The 20,010-nt window shown below is 62.5% G+C and carries 21 protein-coding genes; 8 read left to right on the top strand and 13 right to left on the bottom strand.

Annotation, left to right across the window (positions count from 1 at the left end):
- Positions 1-10 precede the first annotated feature (10 nt).
- Complete coding sequence (locus D1223_RS17855) at positions 11-475, bottom strand: peptidylprolyl isomerase (RefSeq protein WP_119377699.1); 465 nt, start codon at positions 473-475, stop codon at positions 11-13.
- 139 nt (positions 476-614) lie between these two features.
- Here D1223_RS17855 and D1223_RS17850 point away from each other — a divergent pair, with 139 nt between their 5' ends.
- The 3 genes from D1223_RS17850 to D1223_RS17840 all read left to right on the top strand — a co-directional run bounded on the left by D1223_RS17850 (position 615) and on the right by D1223_RS17840 (position 5,247).
- Entirely contained in the window at positions 615-1,136 is a 522-nt protein-coding gene (locus D1223_RS17850; RefSeq protein WP_119377698.1) for a DUF1993 domain-containing protein, read from the top strand.
- A gap of 87 nt (positions 1,137-1,223) precedes the next feature.
- Positions 1,224-4,556 (top strand): S41 family peptidase, encoded by a 3,333-nt coding sequence (locus D1223_RS17845; protein ID WP_119377697.1) that lies wholly within the window; start codon positions 1,224-1,226, stop codon positions 4,554-4,556.
- Positions 4,546-5,247 carry a M15 family metallopeptidase gene (locus tag D1223_RS17840; RefSeq protein ID WP_119377696.1) on the top strand — a complete coding sequence of 234 codons (702 nt, stop codon included), beginning with the start codon at positions 4,546-4,548 and terminating at the stop codon, positions 5,245-5,247. The genes D1223_RS17845 and D1223_RS17840 overlap by 11 nt, the downstream gene beginning before the upstream one ends.
- 18 nt (positions 5,248-5,265) lie before the next feature.
- Here the strand turns inward: D1223_RS17840 and D1223_RS17835 are convergent, their stop codons facing one another.
- Positions 5,266-5,961, bottom strand: a complete 696-nt coding sequence (locus tag D1223_RS17835; protein WP_119377881.1) for a response regulator transcription factor — start codon at positions 5,959-5,961, stop codon at positions 5,266-5,268.
- A 251-nt stretch (positions 5,962-6,212) separates the two neighbouring features.
- Here D1223_RS17835 and D1223_RS17830 point away from each other — a divergent pair, with 251 nt between their 5' ends.
- Positions 6,213-7,250, top strand: coding sequence for an acyltransferase family protein (locus D1223_RS17830; RefSeq protein WP_119377695.1), 1,038 nt, complete (start codon positions 6,213-6,215; stop codon positions 7,248-7,250).
- A 144-nt stretch (positions 7,251-7,394) separates the two neighbouring features.
- Positions 7,395-8,990 carry a caspase family protein gene (locus D1223_RS17825; protein ID WP_119377694.1) on the top strand — a complete coding sequence of 532 codons (1,596 nt, stop codon included), beginning with the start codon at positions 7,395-7,397 and terminating at the stop codon, positions 8,988-8,990.
- Between the two features lie 307 nt (positions 8,991-9,297).
- Here the strand turns inward: D1223_RS17825 and D1223_RS17820 are convergent, their stop codons facing one another.
- Positions 9,298-9,804 (bottom strand): GNAT family N-acetyltransferase, encoded by a 507-nt coding sequence (locus D1223_RS17820; RefSeq protein ID WP_119377693.1) that lies wholly within the window; start codon positions 9,802-9,804, stop codon positions 9,298-9,300.
- Positions 9,805-9,859: 55 nt separating this feature from the next.
- Positions 9,860-9,994: a hypothetical protein gene (locus D1223_RS19190; RefSeq protein WP_267896326.1), complete on the bottom strand. Its 135-nt coding sequence runs from the start codon at positions 9,992-9,994 to the stop codon at positions 9,860-9,862.
- 591 nt (positions 9,995-10,585) lie between these two features.
- Between D1223_RS19190 and D1223_RS17815 the strand changes: the two genes are divergently transcribed.
- Positions 10,586-10,888, top strand: a complete 303-nt coding sequence (locus tag D1223_RS17815) for a GIY-YIG nuclease family protein (protein WP_233350007.1) — start codon at positions 10,586-10,588, stop codon at positions 10,886-10,888.
- A 234-nt stretch (positions 10,889-11,122) separates the two neighbouring features.
- Here the strand turns inward: D1223_RS17815 and D1223_RS17810 are convergent, their stop codons facing one another.
- Positions 11,123-12,364: an argininosuccinate synthase gene (locus D1223_RS17810; protein WP_119377692.1), complete on the bottom strand. Its 1,242-nt coding sequence runs from the start codon at positions 12,362-12,364 to the stop codon at positions 11,123-11,125.
- A gap of 149 nt (positions 12,365-12,513) precedes the next feature.
- On the bottom strand, positions 12,514-12,765 hold the full coding sequence (locus D1223_RS17805) for a GlsB/YeaQ/YmgE family stress response membrane protein (RefSeq protein WP_119377691.1): 252 nt from the start codon (positions 12,763-12,765) through the stop codon (positions 12,514-12,516).
- Between the two features lie 222 nt (positions 12,766-12,987).
- Between D1223_RS17805 and D1223_RS17800 the strand changes: the two genes are divergently transcribed.
- Positions 12,988-13,755, top strand: a complete 768-nt coding sequence (locus D1223_RS17800; RefSeq protein WP_119377690.1) for a vWA domain-containing protein — start codon at positions 12,988-12,990, stop codon at positions 13,753-13,755.
- Positions 13,756-13,819: 64 nt separating this feature from the next.
- Here D1223_RS17800 and D1223_RS17795 read toward each other — a convergent pair whose 3' ends face one another.
- The 5 genes from D1223_RS17795 to D1223_RS17775 are packed head-to-tail and all read right to left on the bottom strand — an operon-like array spanning position 13,820 to position 17,292.
- On the bottom strand, positions 13,820-14,581 hold the full coding sequence (locus D1223_RS17795) for a hypothetical protein (RefSeq protein ID WP_119377689.1): 762 nt from the start codon (positions 14,579-14,581) through the stop codon (positions 13,820-13,822).
- Complete coding sequence (locus tag D1223_RS17790; RefSeq protein ID WP_119377688.1) at positions 14,578-15,105, bottom strand: GNAT family N-acetyltransferase; 528 nt, start codon at positions 15,103-15,105, stop codon at positions 14,578-14,580. The genes D1223_RS17795 and D1223_RS17790 overlap by 4 nt, the downstream gene beginning before the upstream one ends.
- Positions 15,102-15,893, bottom strand: coding sequence for a hypothetical protein (locus tag D1223_RS17785; protein WP_119377687.1), 792 nt, complete (start codon positions 15,891-15,893; stop codon positions 15,102-15,104). The genes D1223_RS17790 and D1223_RS17785 overlap by 4 nt, the downstream gene beginning before the upstream one ends.
- Positions 15,890-16,657, bottom strand: a complete 768-nt coding sequence (locus D1223_RS17780; protein ID WP_119377686.1) for a DUF6090 family protein — start codon at positions 16,655-16,657, stop codon at positions 15,890-15,892. The genes D1223_RS17785 and D1223_RS17780 overlap by 4 nt, the downstream gene beginning before the upstream one ends.
- Positions 16,654-17,292 carry a hypothetical protein gene (locus D1223_RS17775; RefSeq protein ID WP_119377685.1) on the bottom strand — a complete coding sequence of 213 codons (639 nt, stop codon included), beginning with the start codon at positions 17,290-17,292 and terminating at the stop codon, positions 16,654-16,656. Before D1223_RS17775 ends, D1223_RS17780 begins: the two co-directional genes overlap by 4 nt.
- Before the next feature lie 103 nt (positions 17,293-17,395).
- Here D1223_RS17775 and D1223_RS17770 point away from each other — a divergent pair, with 103 nt between their 5' ends.
- The gene (locus D1223_RS17770) at positions 17,396-18,094 is read left to right on the top strand and encodes an HAD family hydrolase (RefSeq protein ID WP_119377879.1); all 699 of its coding nucleotides are present in this window, start codon (positions 17,396-17,398) and stop codon (positions 18,092-18,094) included.
- Here D1223_RS17770 and D1223_RS17765 read toward each other — a convergent pair.
- Complete coding sequence (locus D1223_RS17765; RefSeq protein WP_147372897.1) at positions 18,091-19,167, bottom strand: hypothetical protein; 1,077 nt, start codon at positions 19,165-19,167, stop codon at positions 18,091-18,093. The two genes, D1223_RS17770 and D1223_RS17765, sit on opposite strands and share 4 nt — an antisense overlap.
- 110 nt (positions 19,168-19,277) lie before the next feature.
- A complete protein-coding gene (locus tag D1223_RS17760) occupies positions 19,278-19,979 on the bottom strand; it encodes an SdpI family protein (RefSeq protein ID WP_119377683.1) in 702 nt (233 codons plus the stop codon).
- Positions 19,980-20,010: the final 31 nt, after the last annotated feature.

Raw genomic sequence — 20,010 nt, 5'->3', positions numbered from 1 at the left:
GAGAGCCGCCTCAGGCGTCCGCGGCGACTTTCATGGACACGATGGAATCGGGATCGCGCACGGGCTCGCCGCGTTTCAGCTTGTCGACATTTTCCATGCCTTCGACGACCTTGCCCCATACGGTGTACTGCTTGTCCAGGAAGCGGGCATCGTCGAACACGATGAAGAATTGCGAATTGGCCGAGTGCGGCTGATTGGTGCGGGCCATGGAGCAGATACCGCGCACGTGCGGCTCGGCATTGAACTCGGCCTTCAGGTCCGGCTTGTCGGATCCGCCCGTGCCGGTGCCGTTCGGGCAGCCGACCTGCGCCATGAAACCATCAATCACGCGGTGGAAAACGATGCCGTCATAGAAGCCCTCGCGCGCCAGCTCCTTGATGCGGGCGACATGGTTGGGGGCAAGGTCGGGACGAAGTTCGATTTTCACCGGGCCTTGGGTGGTTTCCATGAGGATCGTGTTTTCGGGGTCTGCCATGGGTTGCTTCTCCATTGAATTGTCTCGTTCCGGCATAAGCCGGGCAGAGCCATGAGCAAAGCCCCCATCGCATTCGCTTGCTTCGGCGTGGGAGGGGAGTTAGCTGCATCGGAAAAGCAGGAAACCGGAGGAGCCACCCATGAGCCTGTCACTCTATGACATCGTTGTCCCGCCATTCCGCCAGGTTGTCGGAAGCGTTCAGGGCATCCTGAAAAAGGGGGCCGATCACTACAGGGCTGACGGACGCAGCCCGGACGACCTGCTCCGCCTGCGCATCCACGAAGACATGCTGCCCCTGACCTTCCAGCTGCATTCGGTGGCCCACCACAGCATCGGTGCGATCAATGGCGTGAAAACTGGAACGTTTGCACCACCGTCCGGTCTGGCAGAACTGGACTTCGCCGGCTTCGAGGCAACGCTGGAGAAAGCCAGTCAGGATCTTGCGTCTGTCGATGCGGACGCCCTGAATGCCTGTCAGGGCAAGGATGTGATTTTCAAGATCGGTCCACGCGAAATGCCATTCACAGCGGAAGGATTCCTCTTGTCCTTTTCCAAGCCGAATGCCTATTTCCACGCGACGACAGCTTACAACATCCTGCGCATGCAGGGCGTGCCGCTCGGTAAGCGGGACTATATGGGCCAGATGCAGTTGAAGGCCTGACGCCCGGCAAGGGCTGAACCTTCAGCGGCCTTCTTGCCTGCTGGAAAACCGGATGCTTATCTCCCCCCAGCAAATCAAGGGGGCACAATGGTGCGAGTTCTGGCGGGCCTGGTCGCGGGTCTTGGTGCAACGCTGTTGCAGGCAGCGTCGGCGCAATCGGTCGGGTATTACCAGTCCCCGGCATTCAACGACAATGTCATGGTCTTCCAGAGCGAAGGGGACCTTTTCTGGGTGGCGCCGGATGGCGGCACCGCGCAGCGCCTTACAACGCATCCGGAAGTCGAAAGCGCACCCAAACTGTCGCCCGATGGCCGCTGGATTGCGTTTGAAGCCAGCTATGACGGCCCGACCGAGATCTACCTCATGCCGGTCACGGGGGGTGAGCCACGCCGCCTGACCGCTGAAGGCGGGCGCGTCTCCGTGCGCGGCTGGCTGGATGACAATACGGTCCTCTACAATACCGGCAATATTCCGGGCACCGTCCCCTACCTGCTGCGGACCATCAACATTACGAGCGGCACGGAGGCGGACATCCCGCTCGCGGATGCGGATGAGGCGGCCCTGTCGGATGACGGTGAAACCCTGTTCTTCACACGCTTTGGCCTGTCCATGTTCAACGACCATGCCGTCCAGTATCGCGGCGGCCGGATGGCGCAGCTCTGGCGCTATACGATGGGCAGCGACGCTGAGGCGGTCCGTCTGGCGGCGGATTTCGGTGCGCCCATCCGCCATCCCATGTGGTGGAATGGCCGGGTCTATTTCATCTCCGACAAGTCCGGTGCGGACAATATCTGGTCGATGGATCCGCAAGGCGGTGACCTTCGCCAGCACACCCGGTCCGAGCGCTGGCTGATGGACGACTCCTACCTCGACAATGGCAAGATTGCCTATCAGAGCGGCGCCGACGTCTATGTCTACAATATTGTGGCGAATACGACCTCGAAACTGGATATCTGGCTCGCCAGCGATGCAGACTATCAGCGTGACCGGTGGATCGAGCACCCGCTCGATTATGTCGAAAGCGCCCGGTTTTCTCCGGATGGCGAGAGCGTCACGCTCACGGCGCGCGGCGCATTTGTGACAGCGTTCCAGGGGCCGCGCCGGCGTGTTGAATATGCCTTGCCGGACACAACGCGCGCGCGATCCGCCGCCATCGGTCATGCGGGCGAAAAGGTCTACGCGATCCTTGACGGTGGAGAGCGCGGCGAGATCTGGCAGATGCCAGCTGACGGGAGTGGCGCCGGCAAGGCGCTGACCACAGGCTCCAAGGTCTATGTCTGGGCGATCTGGCCATCGCCACATGATGAGACGCTGCTCTATTCAGACAAGCGCGGGCGGCTCTTCCATCTCGATCCGGACACCGGCCGCAGCACGCTGATCGACGAAACCGCCGGCAGCTCCGACTTCGCCTTCGGTGACTTCAACTGGTCTTCGGATGGCCGCTACATTGCCTACAGTTTCTATGATGGCCGCGATATCGCGCAGGTCGCTGTCTACGACACCAAGGACAAGAAGAAGCATGTCCTGACATCCGGCAAGTACGAGTCGTTCGCACCCGTCTTCGCGCGCGATGGCAAATGGCTTTACTTCATCTCAAACCGCCAGTTCGATGCGACCCCAAGCTCGCCCTGGGGCGACCGGAACATGGGGCCGGCCTTCCAGGCGCGCGGCAAGATCTACGCCCTGCAGCTCGACCCCGAGGCCAGTTTCCCCTTCCAGCCCGACGATGAGCTCGACGCCAAACGCAAGGCTGAAGAAAAGAAGGAAAAGGACGAGAAGAAGGACAGCGAGAAAAAGAAGTCGGATGATGAGGATGAAGAGTCCAAAACCGTTACGATCGATTTTGACGGTGTGTCCTCCCGACTCTGGGAAGTGCCACTCGGCAGCGGCGCCTTTGCCCAGCTCGCTGCGAGCGAGGGACATCTCTTCGTACTGGAAGGCGGCGGCAGCGATCTCGTCTATTCGGGCCGTCAGGACACCGTCCTGAAACGGGCCGAGATCAAGGATGAAGGTGCAAAACTGGAGACCTATGCCTCCGACGTGCGCCGCTTTGCCCTGTCGGCGGATGCCAGCAAGCTGTTCGTCCAGACCGGCGACGGCCGCAATGCGAACTATGTCATTGCCGATGCCAAGAAGGACTTCCCGTCCAATCCGTCCGAAGAGGCTGTCCGTCTTGGCGACTGGTCGCTTCGCATCGATCCGGATGCTGAGTGGCAGCAGATGGCTGAGGATGCCTGGCGGCTGCACCGAGACTTCGCCTTCGACCCCAATCTGCGCGGGGTCGACTGGCAGGCCGTTGGCGATCATTACCTGCCCATGGCCGAGCGTCTCGGTCACCGCACCGAGCTGAATGACCTTCTGGCGCAGATGTCGTCGGAGCTTGGCATCCTGCACAGCCAGATCCGGCAGGGCGAGGTGCCCCGTGATGGTGAGTCCGGCGACCCGGCCTTCCTTGGTGCCGATTTCATGCCGGTCCGCAATGGCCTGCGCATCGAGACGATCTGGCAAGGCGAGCGTGACCGGCCGGATACGCTGGGCCCGCTACTGAAGCCGGGCATCGATGTGCGCGCTGGCGATGTCGTCCAAAGGGTCGATGGCCAGCCTGTCCGTACCATGGCCGATCTTGCCCGCGCGCTCGACAAGCGTGCTGGCCAACAGGTCCTGCTGGGACTGGACCGCGACGGCGAGACCTTCGAGGAGATCGTTGTGCCGGGTGGCGGCTGGAATGAGGCGATGCTGCGCTACCAGCACTGGGTGGAGATGAACCGCCGGACGGTTGCAGAGGCATCCGGAAACGCGATTGGCTACCTGCACCTGCGGGCCATGGGGGCGAGCGATATCGAGAGTTTTGCCCGTGATTTCTACGAGCATTTCGACAAGGACGGTCTGATCATCGATGTGCGCGGCAATCGCGGCGGCAATATTGACAGCTGGATCATGGCAACGCTGCTGCGCCGGGCCTGGGCCTTCTGGCAGGGCTTGGAGGGCGGGCCCGCCTACACCAACATGCAGCAGGCCTTCCGGGGCCACCTCGTTGTCCTGATCGACGAGGGGACCTATTCCGACGGCGAGACTTTCTCTGCCGGGGTCAAGGCGCTTGGCCTTGCGCCGCTGATCGGAACGCGCACGGCTGGGGCCGGCATCTGGCTGTCGGACCGCAACCGGCTACAGGATGGTGGGCAGGCGCGTGTCGCCGAGTATGCGCAGTACGGCATGGACGGACGCTGGCTGCTCGAAGGGCGCGGTGTCTCGCCCGATATCGAGGCGACCAATCCGCCCCTCGCCACCTATCGCGGCGCGGACAATCAGCTCAGCACGGCGCTTTCCTATCTGAAAGACAAGATCGCTGCCGAGCCCATCCCCGAATTGCGCGCACAGCCTATCCCGCCTGTCGGGACCACAGGCAGGGATGTCGATTAATCCGGTGAAGGCGCTGCTGTGGATCGCGCTCTTCAGCCTGGTGGCTTGCGCATCCATCGAGGAACGGGAGAGCGAAACGGTGAGGCCGGACGGATTTGTGAGGGTGGCCGAGCATGTGCCCGGCCTCATTGAGGACGTGCGCTATCACACCGCCGACAATTTCGTCGGTGCGCCGATTGACGGCTATGAAGCGCCGGTCTGCCTGCTGACACGTGAGGCTGCCGATGCGCTGGGCGAGGTGCAGGCCGAGCTTGCGGGTTTTGGCCTGGGGCTAAAGGTCTTCGACTGCTATCGCCCGGCGCGGGCTGTCGCGCATTTTGCCCGCTGGGCCCGCGATCTCGATGACCAGTCAACCAAGCCCGTCTACTACCCCAATGTGGAGAAGTCGCAGCTGTTCGAGTTGGGCTACATCGCCGAAAAGTCCGGCCATTCGCGCGGCAGCACCATGGACCTTACAATCGTGGATCTGGCGAGCCTTGAAGCGATCGACATGGGCTCGCCCTTTGATCTGTTCGATCCTCTGTCATGGCCGTCGGATCCGCGCCCCAGCAAGCAGCAGCGGGCAAACCGCGCCTTTCTCAACGCCATCATGACCGCGCATGGTTTCAAGGGATTGCGGGAGGAATGGTGGCATTTCACCCTGGTGGATGAGCCCTATCCCGACACCTATTTCGACTTCGTGATCCGCTAAACTCTGCGCAGGCCCCGCTCAGCTCTCATTATAGCGGTATCCAACGCCGTAGAGCGTCTCGATCGCGTCGAACTCGTCATCGACTTCGCGGAACTTCTTGCGCAGCCGCTTGATGTGGCTGTCGATGGTGCGGTCGTCGACATAGATCTGGTCATCATAGGCCGCGTCCATCAGCTGGTCGCGCGACTTCACATAGCCGGGCCGCTGGGCAAGCGACTGCAGGATCAGGAATTCGGTGACCGTCAGGCGCACCGGCTCGCCATCCCAGGAGCAGGCATGACGGTTGGGATCGAGGGTCAGGCGGCCGCGCACGATCGGCTTCTGGTCGTTTTCTTCCGAACCCGGTTCGCCGGCACGCGAGCGGCGCAGCACGGCTTTCACCCGTTCCGACAGGAGGCGGTTGGAGCATGGTTTGCGGACGAAATCGTCGGCGCCGATATTGAAACCGATCACCTCGTCGATCTCTTCATCCTTCGAGGTCAGGAAGATGACTGGAAGCTCGGAGGTCTGGCGCAGCCGGCGCAAGAGCTCCATACCGTCCATTTTCGGCATCTTCACATCGAGGATGGCGAGATCCGGCGGGGTCTCAGTCAGGCCCGACAGGGCGGCAAGCCCGTCATAATAGGTCTTTACCGTGTAGCCTTCCGCCTCGAAGAACATTTTCAGCGATGCGACAATGTTCTCGTCATCATCGACCAGAGCCAGCGTTGCCATTGTGCCTCCTTCAAACCCGTCTTCCGCGCCGGGGCGGATAATCGGTAGCGTTTCAAACATGGTTTGGCCCGCACCGGAAGCCCCTGGCATCTTATTACTGAACCGTCATCCTGTGGCAGGGCTTGGCTTAAACCAAGACATTTCAAGGGCGAACTGTCCCGTCTTGTCACATTCGGGGACACCAGACCCCTGAAAAGTGTGCACGTTTCTTGCGTCTCGCCTCTCAGGATAGTTTCCCGAGGAGCTGGGGCATGGCGGAGAACCGCGTCAACTGGGTCGATTACGGCAAAGGCATCTGCATCATCCTTGTCGTGATGATGCACTCCACGCTGAACTATGGCGAGATGGTGCACGGCACCGGCTGGATGCATGACGTGGTGGCCTTCGCAAAGCCGTTCCGCATGCCGGACTTCTTCCTCATCGCGGGCCTCTTCCTGTCGCGTTCCATCCATGGCGCGCTGCCGGAATACATCGACCGCAAGGTCGTCCACTTCGCCTATTTCTACATCCTCTGGCTTGGCCTGCAGACGCTCGCCTTCGAGGCTGACCTGCTGCTCAGCGATCCGGCCGCCGTGGCCGCGATCTTCGCCAAGCAACTGATCTTCCCGGCCTCCAGCCTGTGGTTTATCCACCAGCTTCTGGTCTTCTACGTGGTCACCCGGCTGCTCAAGGACGTGCCTGTCATTGGCGTGTTCATGGGCGCCTGCCTGCTGCACATCGCCTTTTATGCGGGCGCTGTGGATACCGGCTGGTCGGTCACCAACCGTTTTGCCAACTGGTACGTCTTCTTCTTCGCCGGCTACGCCTTCGCGCCTTTCGTCTTCGCACTGGCCAGTCGTGTCGCAAAAAGCTGGGAAGTGGCCGTGGCCGCACTGATTGCCTGGGGTTTCTGGAACTTCGAATTCGTCAGCCTCGGCTGGAGCGAGATGCCGGGCGTCAGCCTTGTGATGGCCTTTGCCGGTGCGATGGCCATCGTGACGGTTGCCGCGCTGCTTGCGCGCTTCAAGGTTGGCGGGATGCTTCGATATGCGGGCAAGCATTCCATCGTCATCTACCTGACCTTCTTCATCCCGATGAAAGTCGCGCAGAAGGCCTTGGCTTCGACCGGCCTGATTCCGGATATCGGTACGGCCAGCCTCGCTGTCCTGGTCTTTGCGGTCGCTGCACCGCTGATTTTCCACCGTTTCATAAAGGGTACGCCGCTGATTGCGCTATACGAACGCCCGGCCGTTTTCCGTCTTGGAAACCGCCGCGCCAAGAGCGCTGTCGGCAGCATCGCGGAGGCCTGACGGCCTCCCGGGGGAGCGAGAGGGCGCCGGCCAATCCAGGCCAGGCGCCCCTCGTCCGCATTTGGGGGATGGATTTCCCGATAAACTTTCCACACGGCCTGAAAAGCGCTTAAACTCCTGCCGTCACGAGGTGGGAGAGAGACGATGCGCACCTGGCTTCTTACAATCTGTTTTGGCGTCTTCGCCGTGGCAGCCGCCGCCATGCCGGCAGCGATGCCTGCGCCTGGCCATGAGCCGCGGGTCGCGCTGGTCATCGGCAATTCGGCCTATGAGACACCGGGATGGTCACTGGAAAATCCCGCGCGCGACGCACAGATCATGAAGGCCGCGCTGGAGGGGCTCGGCTTCGATGTCGACATCGTCCTCAACGCCGATGAAGACCAGATGGAACAGGCCTTCTCGGACTTCGGCGCACGCCTGCGTGAGGCGGGGCCGGAGGCGACGGGTTTCTTTTTCTTTGCCGGTCATGGCGTGCAGTCGGAGGGGCTGAACTACCTCATCCCGACGGACCTTGTTGCCTATAATGAGGCGGATATCTGGGCCAATGCCCCGCGCCTGGAGCTGCTGTTCCGCTATCTCGAAAACGCTGGCAATGCGGCCAATTTCATCGTGCTGGATGCCTGCCGCAACAACCCGCTGCCCGCGGCGGTGCGCAGCACGGCAGGCGGACTGGCCGCGACGGGCCGGGTGCGCGGCACGCTGATCGCCTATTCGACCGCGCCGGGCGCTGTCGCCGAGGATGGCACGCAGGGAAACAGCGAGTTCACGCTTGCCCTGTCGGAGCTCATCTCGACGCCGGGTATCGCGGCCGAGACCCTGTTCCGCCGGGTCGCCACCCGCGTCGAGCAGCGCACCGGTTACCGCCAGCAGCCATGGGTCGAAAGCGGCCTGCGCGGCAACGCGGACTTCTGCTTTGCCGGCTGCGAGTCCAGCGAAGAGGAACGCTCCGAGGCCGCCGCGCTCACCGCGTCGCTGTCGTCGAACAGTGTGGGTGTGCTGGAGAGCTTCCTGGCGGCCTTCCCGGACTCGCGCAATCGCAGCCTCGTCGAGGCCCGGATCGAACAGCTGGAGGCGCCTCAGGTGACGGAGGTCTCGATGCGCGATACGAGCGTTTCGGATACGCCGGCCGAGCCCGATCTCAGCGTTTTCGAAGGCGTCGCCAAGGGTCAGGAGCCAGAGCAATACTCGGTGCCGCAAGGCCCGCCGCCACAACAGATGGCGATGAAGGAGCCCGAGCAGAAACAACTCAGCGAGGGCCAGGTGAAGGCTGCGCTTGGCGTCGACACGCTGCTCACCGACCTCATCAAGCCGTGGCGCAAGGATGTGATGCAGACCGCCGGGCGCGCCGCGTTCATGGCGCGGACGGTTGATGGTGCACCGGAATACGACCGTCTCGACGAGGCGCTTTTTGTCTTCTTCGAGCCGGACTCCGCCAGCCTGGACGCGGGCGCCTTGAGCAACCTCAAAGCCTTTGCGACCTATGTCGCGCGCCCGCATGTGATGGATGAGCGCGCAGGCCATCTGCGCGTCGTCTCAGGCTGCACGCCGCAGGAGGGGCTGGCAGTGGCCTGCCGCCAGCGCGCCGCCGAGGTCGAGAAGGCGCTGGTTGCGCTGGGCGTACCGCAGGCTGCGTTCGAGGCGCAGATGAATTACGGCAAGCACCGCCAGCTCAAGGATCCGGGCTTTGGCATCGATGAGGCGGCGCTCAACCGCTATGCCATGGTGCAGCTGCTCGACTGAAAATATCCGTAGGAAATTCCGAAGACGCGGCGTTTGGCGGCCTGGAAAAATTCCTCGCTCCCGGGGAGTCTGGAAGCGGTACAATTTCCGTATGATTCCAGTCTGATTCCGGTACGAAAACCGTCTGATTTGAGGGTGGCCGGGGGCTCGCTGCGCCGCGTCCCCGGGCCTCTCCCGCCCCTCCGGCCCGTCAGGACAGGGCTCCTGCGAAATCGCTCCCGAAACGCTCCCACACCCTTGCCGCCAGAGGCATGATCGGCCCTGTTCGAGACCGGCGCGAGATGGACCTGGCGCGGGGATTGGACACCTAGCCGTCTATCCCGCGGGCGTAGAAGGCGACGGCATAGTCGGGTGCGAAGCGGGCTTCGCCGATGCGTACAAAGCCGAGGCGGGCATGGAAACGGTGCGAGCCGGGATTGTCGGGATCGGTGTTGACCTCGCAGGTCAGCCACTGGCGCCCCTTCGACCGGGTCAGCGCGAAGGCGGCCTCGTAGAGCTGCTGGCCGATGCGCTGTCCGCGCGCGGCCTCGGCAACCGCGATGCGGTCGACATAGTGGATGGTGGTGTCATGCTCGGCCATCCAGCGTTCGAGCCAGCGCAGATTGTCGCTCGTATAGGCCATGGTGCCCGGCTCGACGAGGTTGATGAAGCCGAGCGGGGTATCGGCGTCATCCGTGGCGACAAGGCAGGTGCCCATGTCGAAGAGGGCGCCGAGTCCGGCGGCATCATCCTCATGCCCGACACCCGGCGTGGACGCCTGGTTGATGGCATAGAGCGCGGCAAGGTCTTCGGGCTGGAAAGGACGGATTGGCATGGACAGGGCAGGTGGCCGAGAAAGGCCAATCCGTCAACCGGGCTGCGACGCCGTGCTAGATCTCGCCGGGGCCCTTGCCGGCCTTGCGCCAGATCCAGATGATCAGGATGAACATGATGACCAGCAGCGAACCGAAGCCGACCAGCGCGCCGACGGCGAGCGGGTCGATGGTGAGATTCCCGATTTGCATTCCCCTGCCTCCTCTTGAAGCCTTGGGGCGGAGGCTCGGCTCATCCAATGGCGGGGGCAATCCGTAGGATTGCGTATTGGACGGCCGCCGGGGAATCGAACCCCATTGCCCTGCCACTCCACCTTGGGAAGGGACCGCGTTTGCAGCGCGGCATGGAGGCGGCGGCCGTTATGGTTCCTGGTGATCGCTCCTTCCCCCCTCTCCCTCGGGAGAGGGGCCGGGGGAGAGGGGGAACAGGGCCTCGGCCCTGCGCTGCGTTTGCGGAGATGAAAACGCCATCACGGCGCGCTCCGCACATGGCGGCACTGGCACGCCCCCGCACCCCTAATCCCTCTCCCCAAGGAGAGGGGAAGGGTGGTCGCGCCCGGATCAGGCGTCAGCGATCAGATTGTAAGGGTTGAAGACAATATGGCTCAGGTCGCGTCCCCGATGGGGCGCGTCAGACTGCTAGCAGCAACAATAATAGAGCGTCATAAGTGTCATGGAGCGGGGAGATAGCGGGGCAGGGTTGGGGTGTCAAGATTGAAGAAAGCCCGGCTTGACTACGGCGTTTCAAGCGCAAGTCTGTCAGTACGATTTTGAGGTGATCGTTTGCCAAGATACGATTTCATCGCGGTCTATCTGTTGGCCAACCGGAAGAACGGTACGCTATATGTTGGTTCGACCTCGGATCTGATTGCCCGCATGGCGCAGCACAAGAGCGGCCAGGGTTCTCGCTTCACAAGCAAGTACGCCGTGACACGACTGGTCTGGTTCGAGCGCTTTCCGGAGATGGCGCCGGCGTTGGCAGCGGAACGACGGATGAAGGAGTGGAAACGGCGCTGGAAGATCGAACTGATCGAGAAGAGTAATCCGCATTGGGATGACCTGACGATGTCACTGACCCCATATTGAGTGGGCTGTTTGCGGTTTGCCGCACGCTCCCCAGATGCGCCTCCCCGCGACTTGATCGCGGGGTCCATCTCCTACGGGGACGATATGGGCGGAAGGTCCGTTCTGGAGCGTTAGGAGGTCGCCATCCAGACTTGAAGTTAGGGAGCGTTCAGACGCAAGGACGGGCGATGGACCCCGTGGTCAAGCCACGGGGAGGCGCCAGGTTTAGAGTTTGGAATTGTGCTGTGCGGATCCCTAATTCCGCCCCGCTTCCTTATCCCGCCCGGCGAGCAGCCTTAGCCGCAGCGCGTTGAGCTTGATGAAGCCTTCGGCGTCTTTCTGGTCATAGGCGCCGCGGTCGTCTTCGAAGGTGACGATCTTTTCCGAATAGAGCGAGTAGGGCGATGAGCGGCCGACCAGGATCGTGTTGCCCTTGTAGAGCTTCAGGCGGACCTCGCCGGTGACATAGCGCTGGCTCGCATCGATGGCGGCCTGCAGCATTTCGCGCTCCGGGCTCCACCAGAAGCCGTTGTAAATGAGCTCGGCATATTTCGGCATCAGCTCGTCCTTGAGGTGGGCCGCGCCCTTGTCGAGGGCGGCCTGCTCGATGCCGCGATGCGCCGTCAGCAGGATGGTGCCGCCCGGCGTCTCATACATGCCGCGCGACTTCATGCCGACGAAGCGGTTCTCCAGCAGGTCCAGCCGGCCGATGCCGTGCTTGCCGCCATACTCGTTGAGCTTTGTGAGCAGGGTGGCCGGCGACATGGCTTCGTTGTTGATGGCGACCGGGTCGCCCTTCTCGAACTGGATGGTGATGTATTCCGGCGTATCCGGGGCCTCTTCCGGAGAGACGGTGCGCTGGTAGACAAAGTCCGGCGTCTCGACGGCCGGGTCCTCCAGCGCCTTGCCCTCGGACGAGGTGTGCAGCAGGTTCGCATCGACCGAGAAGGGCGCCTCGCCGCGCTTGTCGGCCGGAACGGGAATGCCATGCTCCTCGGCGAACTTGATGAGGTCGGAGCGGCCCTTGAAGTCCCAGTCGCGCCACGGGGCGATGACGCGGATGTCCGGCTGCAGGGCGTAATAGCCAAGCTCGAAGCGGACCTGGTCATTGCCCTTGCCGGTTGCGCCATGGCAGACCGCATCGGCGCCGACGGCCTGCGCGATCTCGATCTGGCGCTTGGCGATGAGCGGGCGGGCAATCGAGGTGCCGAGCAGGTAGACGCCTTCATAGACGGCATTGGCGCGGAACATCGGGAAGACATAGTCGCGCACGAAATCTTCGCGCAGGTCCTCGATGAAGATGTTCTCTTCCTTGATGCCCATCTTCAGCGCCTTTGCGCGCGCCGGCTCCAGCTCCTCGCCCTGGCCGAGATCGGCGGTGAAGGTGACGACCTCGCAGCCGAACTCGGTCTGCAGCCATTTCAGGATGATCGAGGTGTCGAGGCCCCCGGAATAGGCAAGGACGACTTTCTTCGGCGGGGTGGTGGGCGTGGCCATGGTTTGCGCGGGCTCCGGGCAGGGGTGGTGTGTTCGGCGCGCACCATATTCAGAAGTGTGTGTGGGGCAAGTGGCGTTCTCTACGCGCTGGGAAAATGAAAAAGCCCCGGCGGTAGGGCCGGGGCTTGTCGTGTCAGGTGGTGCTGGCGTCAGGCCCGTTTCACGAGGCTGATCAGGAAGAGCAGGATGCAGGCGCCGAGGAAGGCGCCGATCAGGCTGCCGATGATCCCGGCAAAGCTGATGCCGATCGCGCCGAAAACGAAGCCGCCGAGCACGGCGCCGACAATCCCGACAATGATATTGCCGACGATGCCGAAGCCTGCGCCGCGCATGACCTTGCCTGCGAGCCAGCCGGCAACGCCGCCAATGACGAGCCAGAGAAGAATTCCTACCGGATCCATGAGACCCTCCCTTTGCATGTGTTTCAGACGAACCGGCGAGCGGGTCATTGGTTCCGGCGGATGGGCTTTTGCGGGAGGGCAGGCCAGACCGGCCGTGCCCAGAGATTACCGACCTTTCACCTAAAACCTGCCCCCTCGCCGCCGCATTCGGGGCGCAGCGTCTCCTTCATGGAAGCTCCTTGGCAAGGGTGGGGCTTCGAGGGAGACGAGAGGAGACACCCAATGTTCAAGAAAACCATACTCACCACCATCGCTGCCGCCGCAAGCTTCGGGGCCTGCGCGGCCAATCCGGCCCCGGCGCCGGACGAGACACAACCAGCTACACTGACGGGGGGCAATGAAGTGCACTCATACATTCTTCTCGACCGCACCGGGTCGATGTCGTCCATCTGGGACGAGGCGCTCGGCTCTGTAAATGCCTATGCCTCCGAAGTCGGCAAGGCCGAGGAAGGCGAGACCGACGACCTGGAAACGTCCGTGACGCTCGCCGTCTTCGACTACCAGGAAAGCCTGCAATACGACGTGCTGCGCAAGGACGTGGAGCCTGGCCAGTGGCAGACGGTCACCAATGACGAGGTCAGCCCGCGCGGCATGACCCCGCTCTTCGACGCGATCGGCCGCATCGTCGCGACGGCGGAAGCCGACAATCCGGAAAAGGCCGTCATCGTCATCATGACCGACGGGCTGGAAAACTCCTCCAAGGAGATCACCAAGGAAGGCGCGAAAGCCGCGCTCGACCGCGTCGAGGCGAAGGGCTGGGAAGTGGTTTTCCTCGGCGCCGAATTCGCCAAGTTCGATGATGCCGAAGGCGTTGGCGTCTCGGCCAGCAAGACCATGGCGATGGGCGCCGGCACGATGCAGGAGTCGATGTCGCGCCTGGCCAAGAAGTCCCGCGACTATGGCAAGGGCGAGGAGGCGGAGATCGAATTCGACGAGGAAGATCGCGCCGTCGCCCAGGAAGAGGATGTGAAACAGCGAAAAGGTGACTGACCCGGCTCCTCGTTTGTCACCTTGAGCTGGCCCCCGCTCGCCCCCTGAAGCGAGCGGGGGCTTTTTATTGCCGGCGCGCCAGCTCTTCCTCGATCACTGCGAGTGCGCGTTGTGCCGCCTTGTTCTGCTCTGCCAGATCGGTGGGCGTAGCGCTGTTGAGGCCCGCCCATTCGGTGAGCAGGAGCCCGATATCGGGCGTATCGGCGATCCGTGTGATGGCTTGTGCGGCGGCCTCGTCGCTGATGCCCTTCGGGCAGTCGAGGACATAGGTTTCCGCGCCATCGTTCAGCACATAACAATGTTCCCAATAGAAGTCCTGAGCGTCGAACGGGATGAGCTGGCGCACGCGTGAGCGATAACCGGGCAAGACGTTTGTGACCGACAAGGTCGCGTTCTGGGCAAGGTATCCTTCGACGGCATCGACGACGTCCCGCGAGCGTGGAAAGCCCTGCCGGCGCATCTCGTCATAAGTTGACCGGTTGACCTCGATCGATTGCCATTGGGAAGCGTGGAAGAAATCAACCAGGACAGGCCAGCATTCGTCTGCGCAGTCTTCGCCCGCTTCAAGGAAGTCGAGCGAGCGTTTGCCGGCTGCGACCACCTGTCGGACGGCGTCGGCTTTCTGCTCGGTGAGGCGAATGGAGAATTCGATTTCCTGATGAAGCGCCTGGAGCAGTTCGGTTTCCCGCGCCCTGTCCGCCCGCGCCTCGTTCCAGTTGCCGAGCTGGAGACCGAGGAAGACACCGAGGACGACGATCAGCGTTTCGATGAGGACGGTGAACCAGTCCTGCTTGCGAATGGAGGTGGCGAGACGCTGGAGGATCATTGTTTCGCCTCCAGCGCTTTTTCCATGAACAGCATCATCGGCTGCATGCGCTCAGGATAGTCGACATATGGCGCACAATCGATGAACCCGCAGGACCGATAGAGACCGATGGCCTCAGTCATGTCGCGGCTCGTATCGAGCACCATTCGGCCGAAGCCGTTCGCTGCGGCGAGTTCGAGCAGCGCCTCGCACAAGAGCCGACCGGTCCCTCTGCCCGCCTCGTTTGTGCGCACATACATTCGCTTCATCTCGCACGTATCGGGCCCGATCACGCGGTAGGCGACGCCGCCGATGACGCGGTTTGCGTCCAGCGCGATGAGTGTTCGACCGTTTGGCGGTCCGTAGGACACGCGCAATTGCTCCAATTCCCTGTCCAGCGACTGGTAACTGAATGCCATGTCGACCAGCCAGGGATCAGCCGCGTAGCGCTCCCGGCACCAGACCACATACTCGCTGATCAGGTCTCCGAAACCGGCATAGTCTGCGTCTGAAACCGCTTCGCGAAGGGTCGGTTTGTTGATCATGGCGCGGCATCGCTCTCGCGGCGCGAGCCGGACGTGCCCAGTTCCTTCGTCAGTTCAGCATCCAGCACGGTCAGGACCGCAATGCGGTGTTCGTACCGGTCGAGGAATGACTCCAGGCGCGCGATGTTGTCGCTGTACTCGCTGAGGAGGCCTTTGTTCCCGCGTATCTGGTCGATGTCACAATTATATCGCCACACCAGGCCTTTGTCGTCACGGCCCGCACTTGGAGAAACGTAGCCTGCATCTTCCGCACCCCCCACTTCAAGCCAGATGGCGTCCGGATATCGGACGTGAAGCCGGAAAAGTTCGTTGACCGCTTCTGCCCGCGCAGCCCGGGACCGTTCCTGCACAACAGCATAGTCGCGCAGGGCCGACTTCACGGAAGGGTTGGAAATCAGGTCAAACCGGCCGGATGAAATGAGCTCATCAAGGCTCGACAATGCTTCGGTGGGCGAGGGAATCCAGTGTGAAACGAGCACAGCCCAGCACTCATCATTGGTCAGTGGCCGTGACGGGGTGAGCGAGAACATGACGGCATTCGCGTCTGTGGCCAGCTCAATGCGAGGGCCATGTACGGCCAGCTCTTCTTTCTGTGTGTCCAGAAGTGAGCGGGTCTCCTCCTGCAGGCGCAAGAGCAGGACCTGCTCGCTGTTTCGCTCGACCCGCGCCTGATTCAGATTGCCGAGCTGGATACCGAGGAAGACACCCAGCACGACGATCAGCGTCTCGATCAGGACGGTGAACCAGTCCTGCTTGCGGATAGAGGTGGCGAGGCGCTGGAGGATCATGGGGCGACTCCTGCAATTTTCGCAGACAGCATACGCGCCTCTTCCAGATCAGTTGGTGCTCCGTTCAGCACGATAAGCCGGATCGACTGGGTGTAGCGCACCGCGTCGGCGAGCCCGTCGGTCTGCTTCAGTATCTGAAGCGTCCGCGCGATCTGGTCCGGATCGTCAAACGCAGGGCAATCTGTTATCGAGCCGTAGCCGAGCCTGTAATTGGCATTGGTGAAACAGGTCTGCCACATATAGGCCTGCGTCTCGGGCGAGTACTTGCCACGAATAATCTCTCGCAAGGGCGGCTGGAACGCGTAGAAGATCGAGAAATCTTCCAGACCGGCATAATAGTCGCCAATTTCCCGGCGAAGCGCAGCATCGGGCAACAGTTTGAACTGACCGGCACTGACCAATTCATCATAAGTCACGCTGTTCGGCGTGAAGGGTGTCCAGCCGGCTCGAAAGTAGATCAGCTGGAACATTGCCCAGTCGCTGAGACCGACATCTTCCCCTTCCAGATAGCGCACAATGATCTCTGCATGCTCGGCTTCCCGGCTGAGGCCATCAATATGCGCTTCAAGTTGCACCGCGTCGCTGGCGATGTCCTCTCCGATGCTTGAGAGATAATAGAGCCCGGCCGCCCTATCTTGCCGGGCGCCGTTCCAGTTGTTGACCTGAAGACCGATAAACACACCAAACACAACGATCAGCGTCTCGATCAGGACGGTGAACCAGTCCTGCTTGCGGATGGACGTGGCGAGGCGCTGGAGGATCATGGGGTGGCCTCGTTGATGCCCGTTTCGTTTTCCAGAACGGTTCTGGATGCGTCATCGCCCTCGCTCTCGATGAAGGGCGCGCGGATGAAGGCATAGTGTTCAACCAGAAAGTTGGGGTCGATGGCCTTGATGATTGGGTCTGCGACCTCGAACATCGGGGTGCCGGTCCATCCGATCTCCTCGCGCTCCCACCAGCGCTTGGCGAAACGGCTGCCGAAGAAAAACGGCGCGGTGTTCCGGATATGCATCTTGACCCGCGCACGATCGACCAGCCCTTCCTGCTCCATGCTGATCAGCGTGTCCCATTGCTGCATGATCGCCACCAGCTGGGTTTCGGCCATCCGCAACTCGCTGTCGGTAAGGTCTTCCGGCGTATGGATCGCCTTCATCCACGCGGCGGATGCGGCCGGTGTCGCAAGGCTCAATTCGATCTGCGCGAACATGGCCGCTTTCCCAGTCTCCTGAGATAGCCGCGTCAACGCCGCGTTCTGCCGGACCTCAACGATCAGCACGATGAGACCAAGCAGGACGCCGATATTCGCGGCCAGGGTCAGCCAGCGATTGGTGCGGTCCCAGGTCCAGCGCGGCAGCGCGGCCGGTGTTTCGGCCGGTGTCTCTGTTTCTTGCAAACTCATCGGATACCGCCCCCCGGCCTGCCCCTGCCGTGTGACTATTCTCCGGAATGGGGCGCGGCACAAGCAATTGCGTCGCGCCGCGAGCGGCTTTATCGGACATGCCATGACGCGCCCCATCACCACGATCGGTTTCGATGCCGACGATACGCTCTGGCATAATGAGAGCGTCTTCCGGCTCACCCAGGAACAGATCTTCGACATGCTGTCCGAGCATGCCGATCCGGACACGATCGGGCAGAAGCTGCTGGAGGCCGAGCGGCGCAATCTCGGGCTCTACGGCTTCGGGGTGAAGGGGTTCACCCTGTCGATGATCGAGACGGCCATCGAGGTGACGAGCGGCAAGGTGCCGGCCTCGACCATCAAGGAAATCCTCGAGGCGGGCCGCGCGATGCTGTCCCATCCGGTCGAGACGCTGCCCGGCGTGCATGACACGCTGGAGGAGGTCGCGCCGCACTATTCGCTGATCCTGATCACCAAGGGCGACCTGTTCGACCAGGAACGCAAGCTTGCCCAGTCCGGCCTCGGTGACTGGTTCGACGGGGTCGAGATCGTCTCCGACAAGACACCCGCCGTCTATGAGCGCATCTTCGGGGCGACCGAGGGCGGCCCCGCGAAAGCCATGATGGTCGGCAATTCGCTGAAGTCGGACGTCATCCCGGCCATTGAGGCCGGCAGCTGGGGCGTGCATGTCCCGCACGGGCTGACCTGGGAGCTGGAACGGGCCGAGCCGCCGGAAGGCGCCGAGCGCTTCCGCAAGATCAGCAGTATCGAACGCCTGCCCGCCCTGCTGGAGTCGCTCTAGGGCCGGTCGGCCGCGTTGGTCGAGAGCCAGTCGAGAAAGGCGGCCTCCAGCGCTTCCACCGTTCCCGGCAGGCCCGCTGCGGCGCCGTCTGCGGCAAGCCAGCTTTCCATCGTCTCGCCACTGGCAAGCCCTTCGGCAATCGCGCCGAAAATGGCCGGGTTGCCGCTCGTCTCCATCATGTAGCGGGCTAGGCCGAGGCCCTGGCGGTAGAAGAGTTCCGGATCGGGGATATCGGCGGCCCTGAGCAGGCGGTCTGCTTCCTCGCCGGTGATCACGATCGCGCCGGTCTGGCTGCCGGTTGCGCCGTCCTTGCCGCGATAGGCCTGCACGGCGGCAAGCAGCGGATGCTGCATGCTGAAAAGCTGGTCCAGCGGGATGAAGCCGTCCGGCTCGGCATAGGTGTCCAGCAGCCGGTCCCAACGGCCTTGCTGCATGCTGTCATCCTCCATTAGGAGGGCGGCGGTTTCATCGAACCAGTCCGGCGCGGGCCCGCCATAATGCTTGCCGCCGCTGCTCTCGCGGTCCGGCCAGTAGGCTTCCATGAAGAGGACATGCCCGATCTCGTGGTTTAGGGCGCTCGCTTCGCTGGCTTTCGCGGCGGCGATCTCGTCTTCACTCTCACCTGAGACCTTGCTGATCTTCGACAGGGCCTGCTGCACGGCGCCATTGATGACCGCGTCGGGCGTGCCCGGTGGCAGCTGGTCCACGACCTGCTTGCGGATGGCTGCGGTCTTGAGGTCCTCCTTCTGGGCCCGGGTGATCCAGGGCAGGGCAGCCGGGTAGCCATCTGTTTCCAGCTGGCCGCGCTGCGCGTCCAGGCGGCCGGTACCTTCCACGACGGCGACCTGCGGGGCCGGGCGCCCGAAATGGGTCTCGAACCGCGCCCGCGTCCCGGTGATTGCATCGGCGACCGTGTCGATCTGGCCTGGCGAAGCGGCCGCAAGGCCGCCCTCGACCGTCCGGCATTCGAGGTCGTCCCAGTAGCATTGTGCACTGGTCTGGGCACTGGCGGCGCCAGCCCCCGCTACGAGCGTGGCGAGCAGGCACAACGCTGCCGATACGGGTCTTTGCATAGATAAGGCTCTCGTCGAATATCGATAATTCAACCTTCTATGCGTTACATCTGTCATGATGCAAGTGTGAAACTGCGCCATGTGCAGGAAATGTTGCGGCCAGCGCCGTCCTAGACGACGTAGTCGGCCCCTTCATTCCTGTCCGATGCGTGGCGCCAGACCCACCAGGAATAGGCCGCGCCGAACAGGGTCACGCTCATCACGGCGCCGACAAAGGTGAAGACCATCCAGATGCCGTTCAGGGTGAAGGCGATCACGATACCGGCGAGGCCGGCAAGGATGTAAAGCGGGCCGACGAGGCGGTGGGTCTTCTCCCACGTATAGTCGCTGGTCAGCGTCCACGGCGTGCGGATTCCGAGGAAGAAGGTCTTGCGCGTCTTCGGCAGGTAGTTGCCGATGACGATGAAGAGCAGGCCGCAGCCCGCCATCACGAAGCGGACGAATTCATTCGAGGAGGAGGCTTCGCCGCCGCGCGCCATCATCACCGCAATGCCGCCGGTGAGGGCCGCAAGCAGAACCATCGTGGATGCCCAGATTGCGACATAAGCCTTGCGCGAGCGGCGCAAATTCTCCCGGAACGGATCGATGAAGGGCGCGAGCGCGAGCACGCCCGTCACGAAGAGGGCAGCGCCCGGCAGGATCATGAGGACAAGCAGCGCGCCATCCTTGTCGGCGAAGCGGTCAGCCGTCCCGTCAGGCCCCCAGTGAACCGGTATCTGTTCGCCGGCCGGCAAGGCGCCGAACGCCCAGTAGAGTGTGCCCAGCATGACGGCGATGGCCCCTGCGGACCAGATAAGTCCTGTACGGATCATTTGGCGACCTCCTTCATCTCACTCTGCTTGT

The sequence above is a fragment of the Henriciella mobilis genome, assembly GCF_003576285.1.
GTDB lineage: Bacteria > Pseudomonadota > Alphaproteobacteria > Caulobacterales > Hyphomonadaceae > Henriciella > Henriciella mobilis.
The sequence above is the reverse complement of the archived record's forward strand: the minus strand, read 5'-3'. Positions and strand labels throughout refer to the sequence as shown.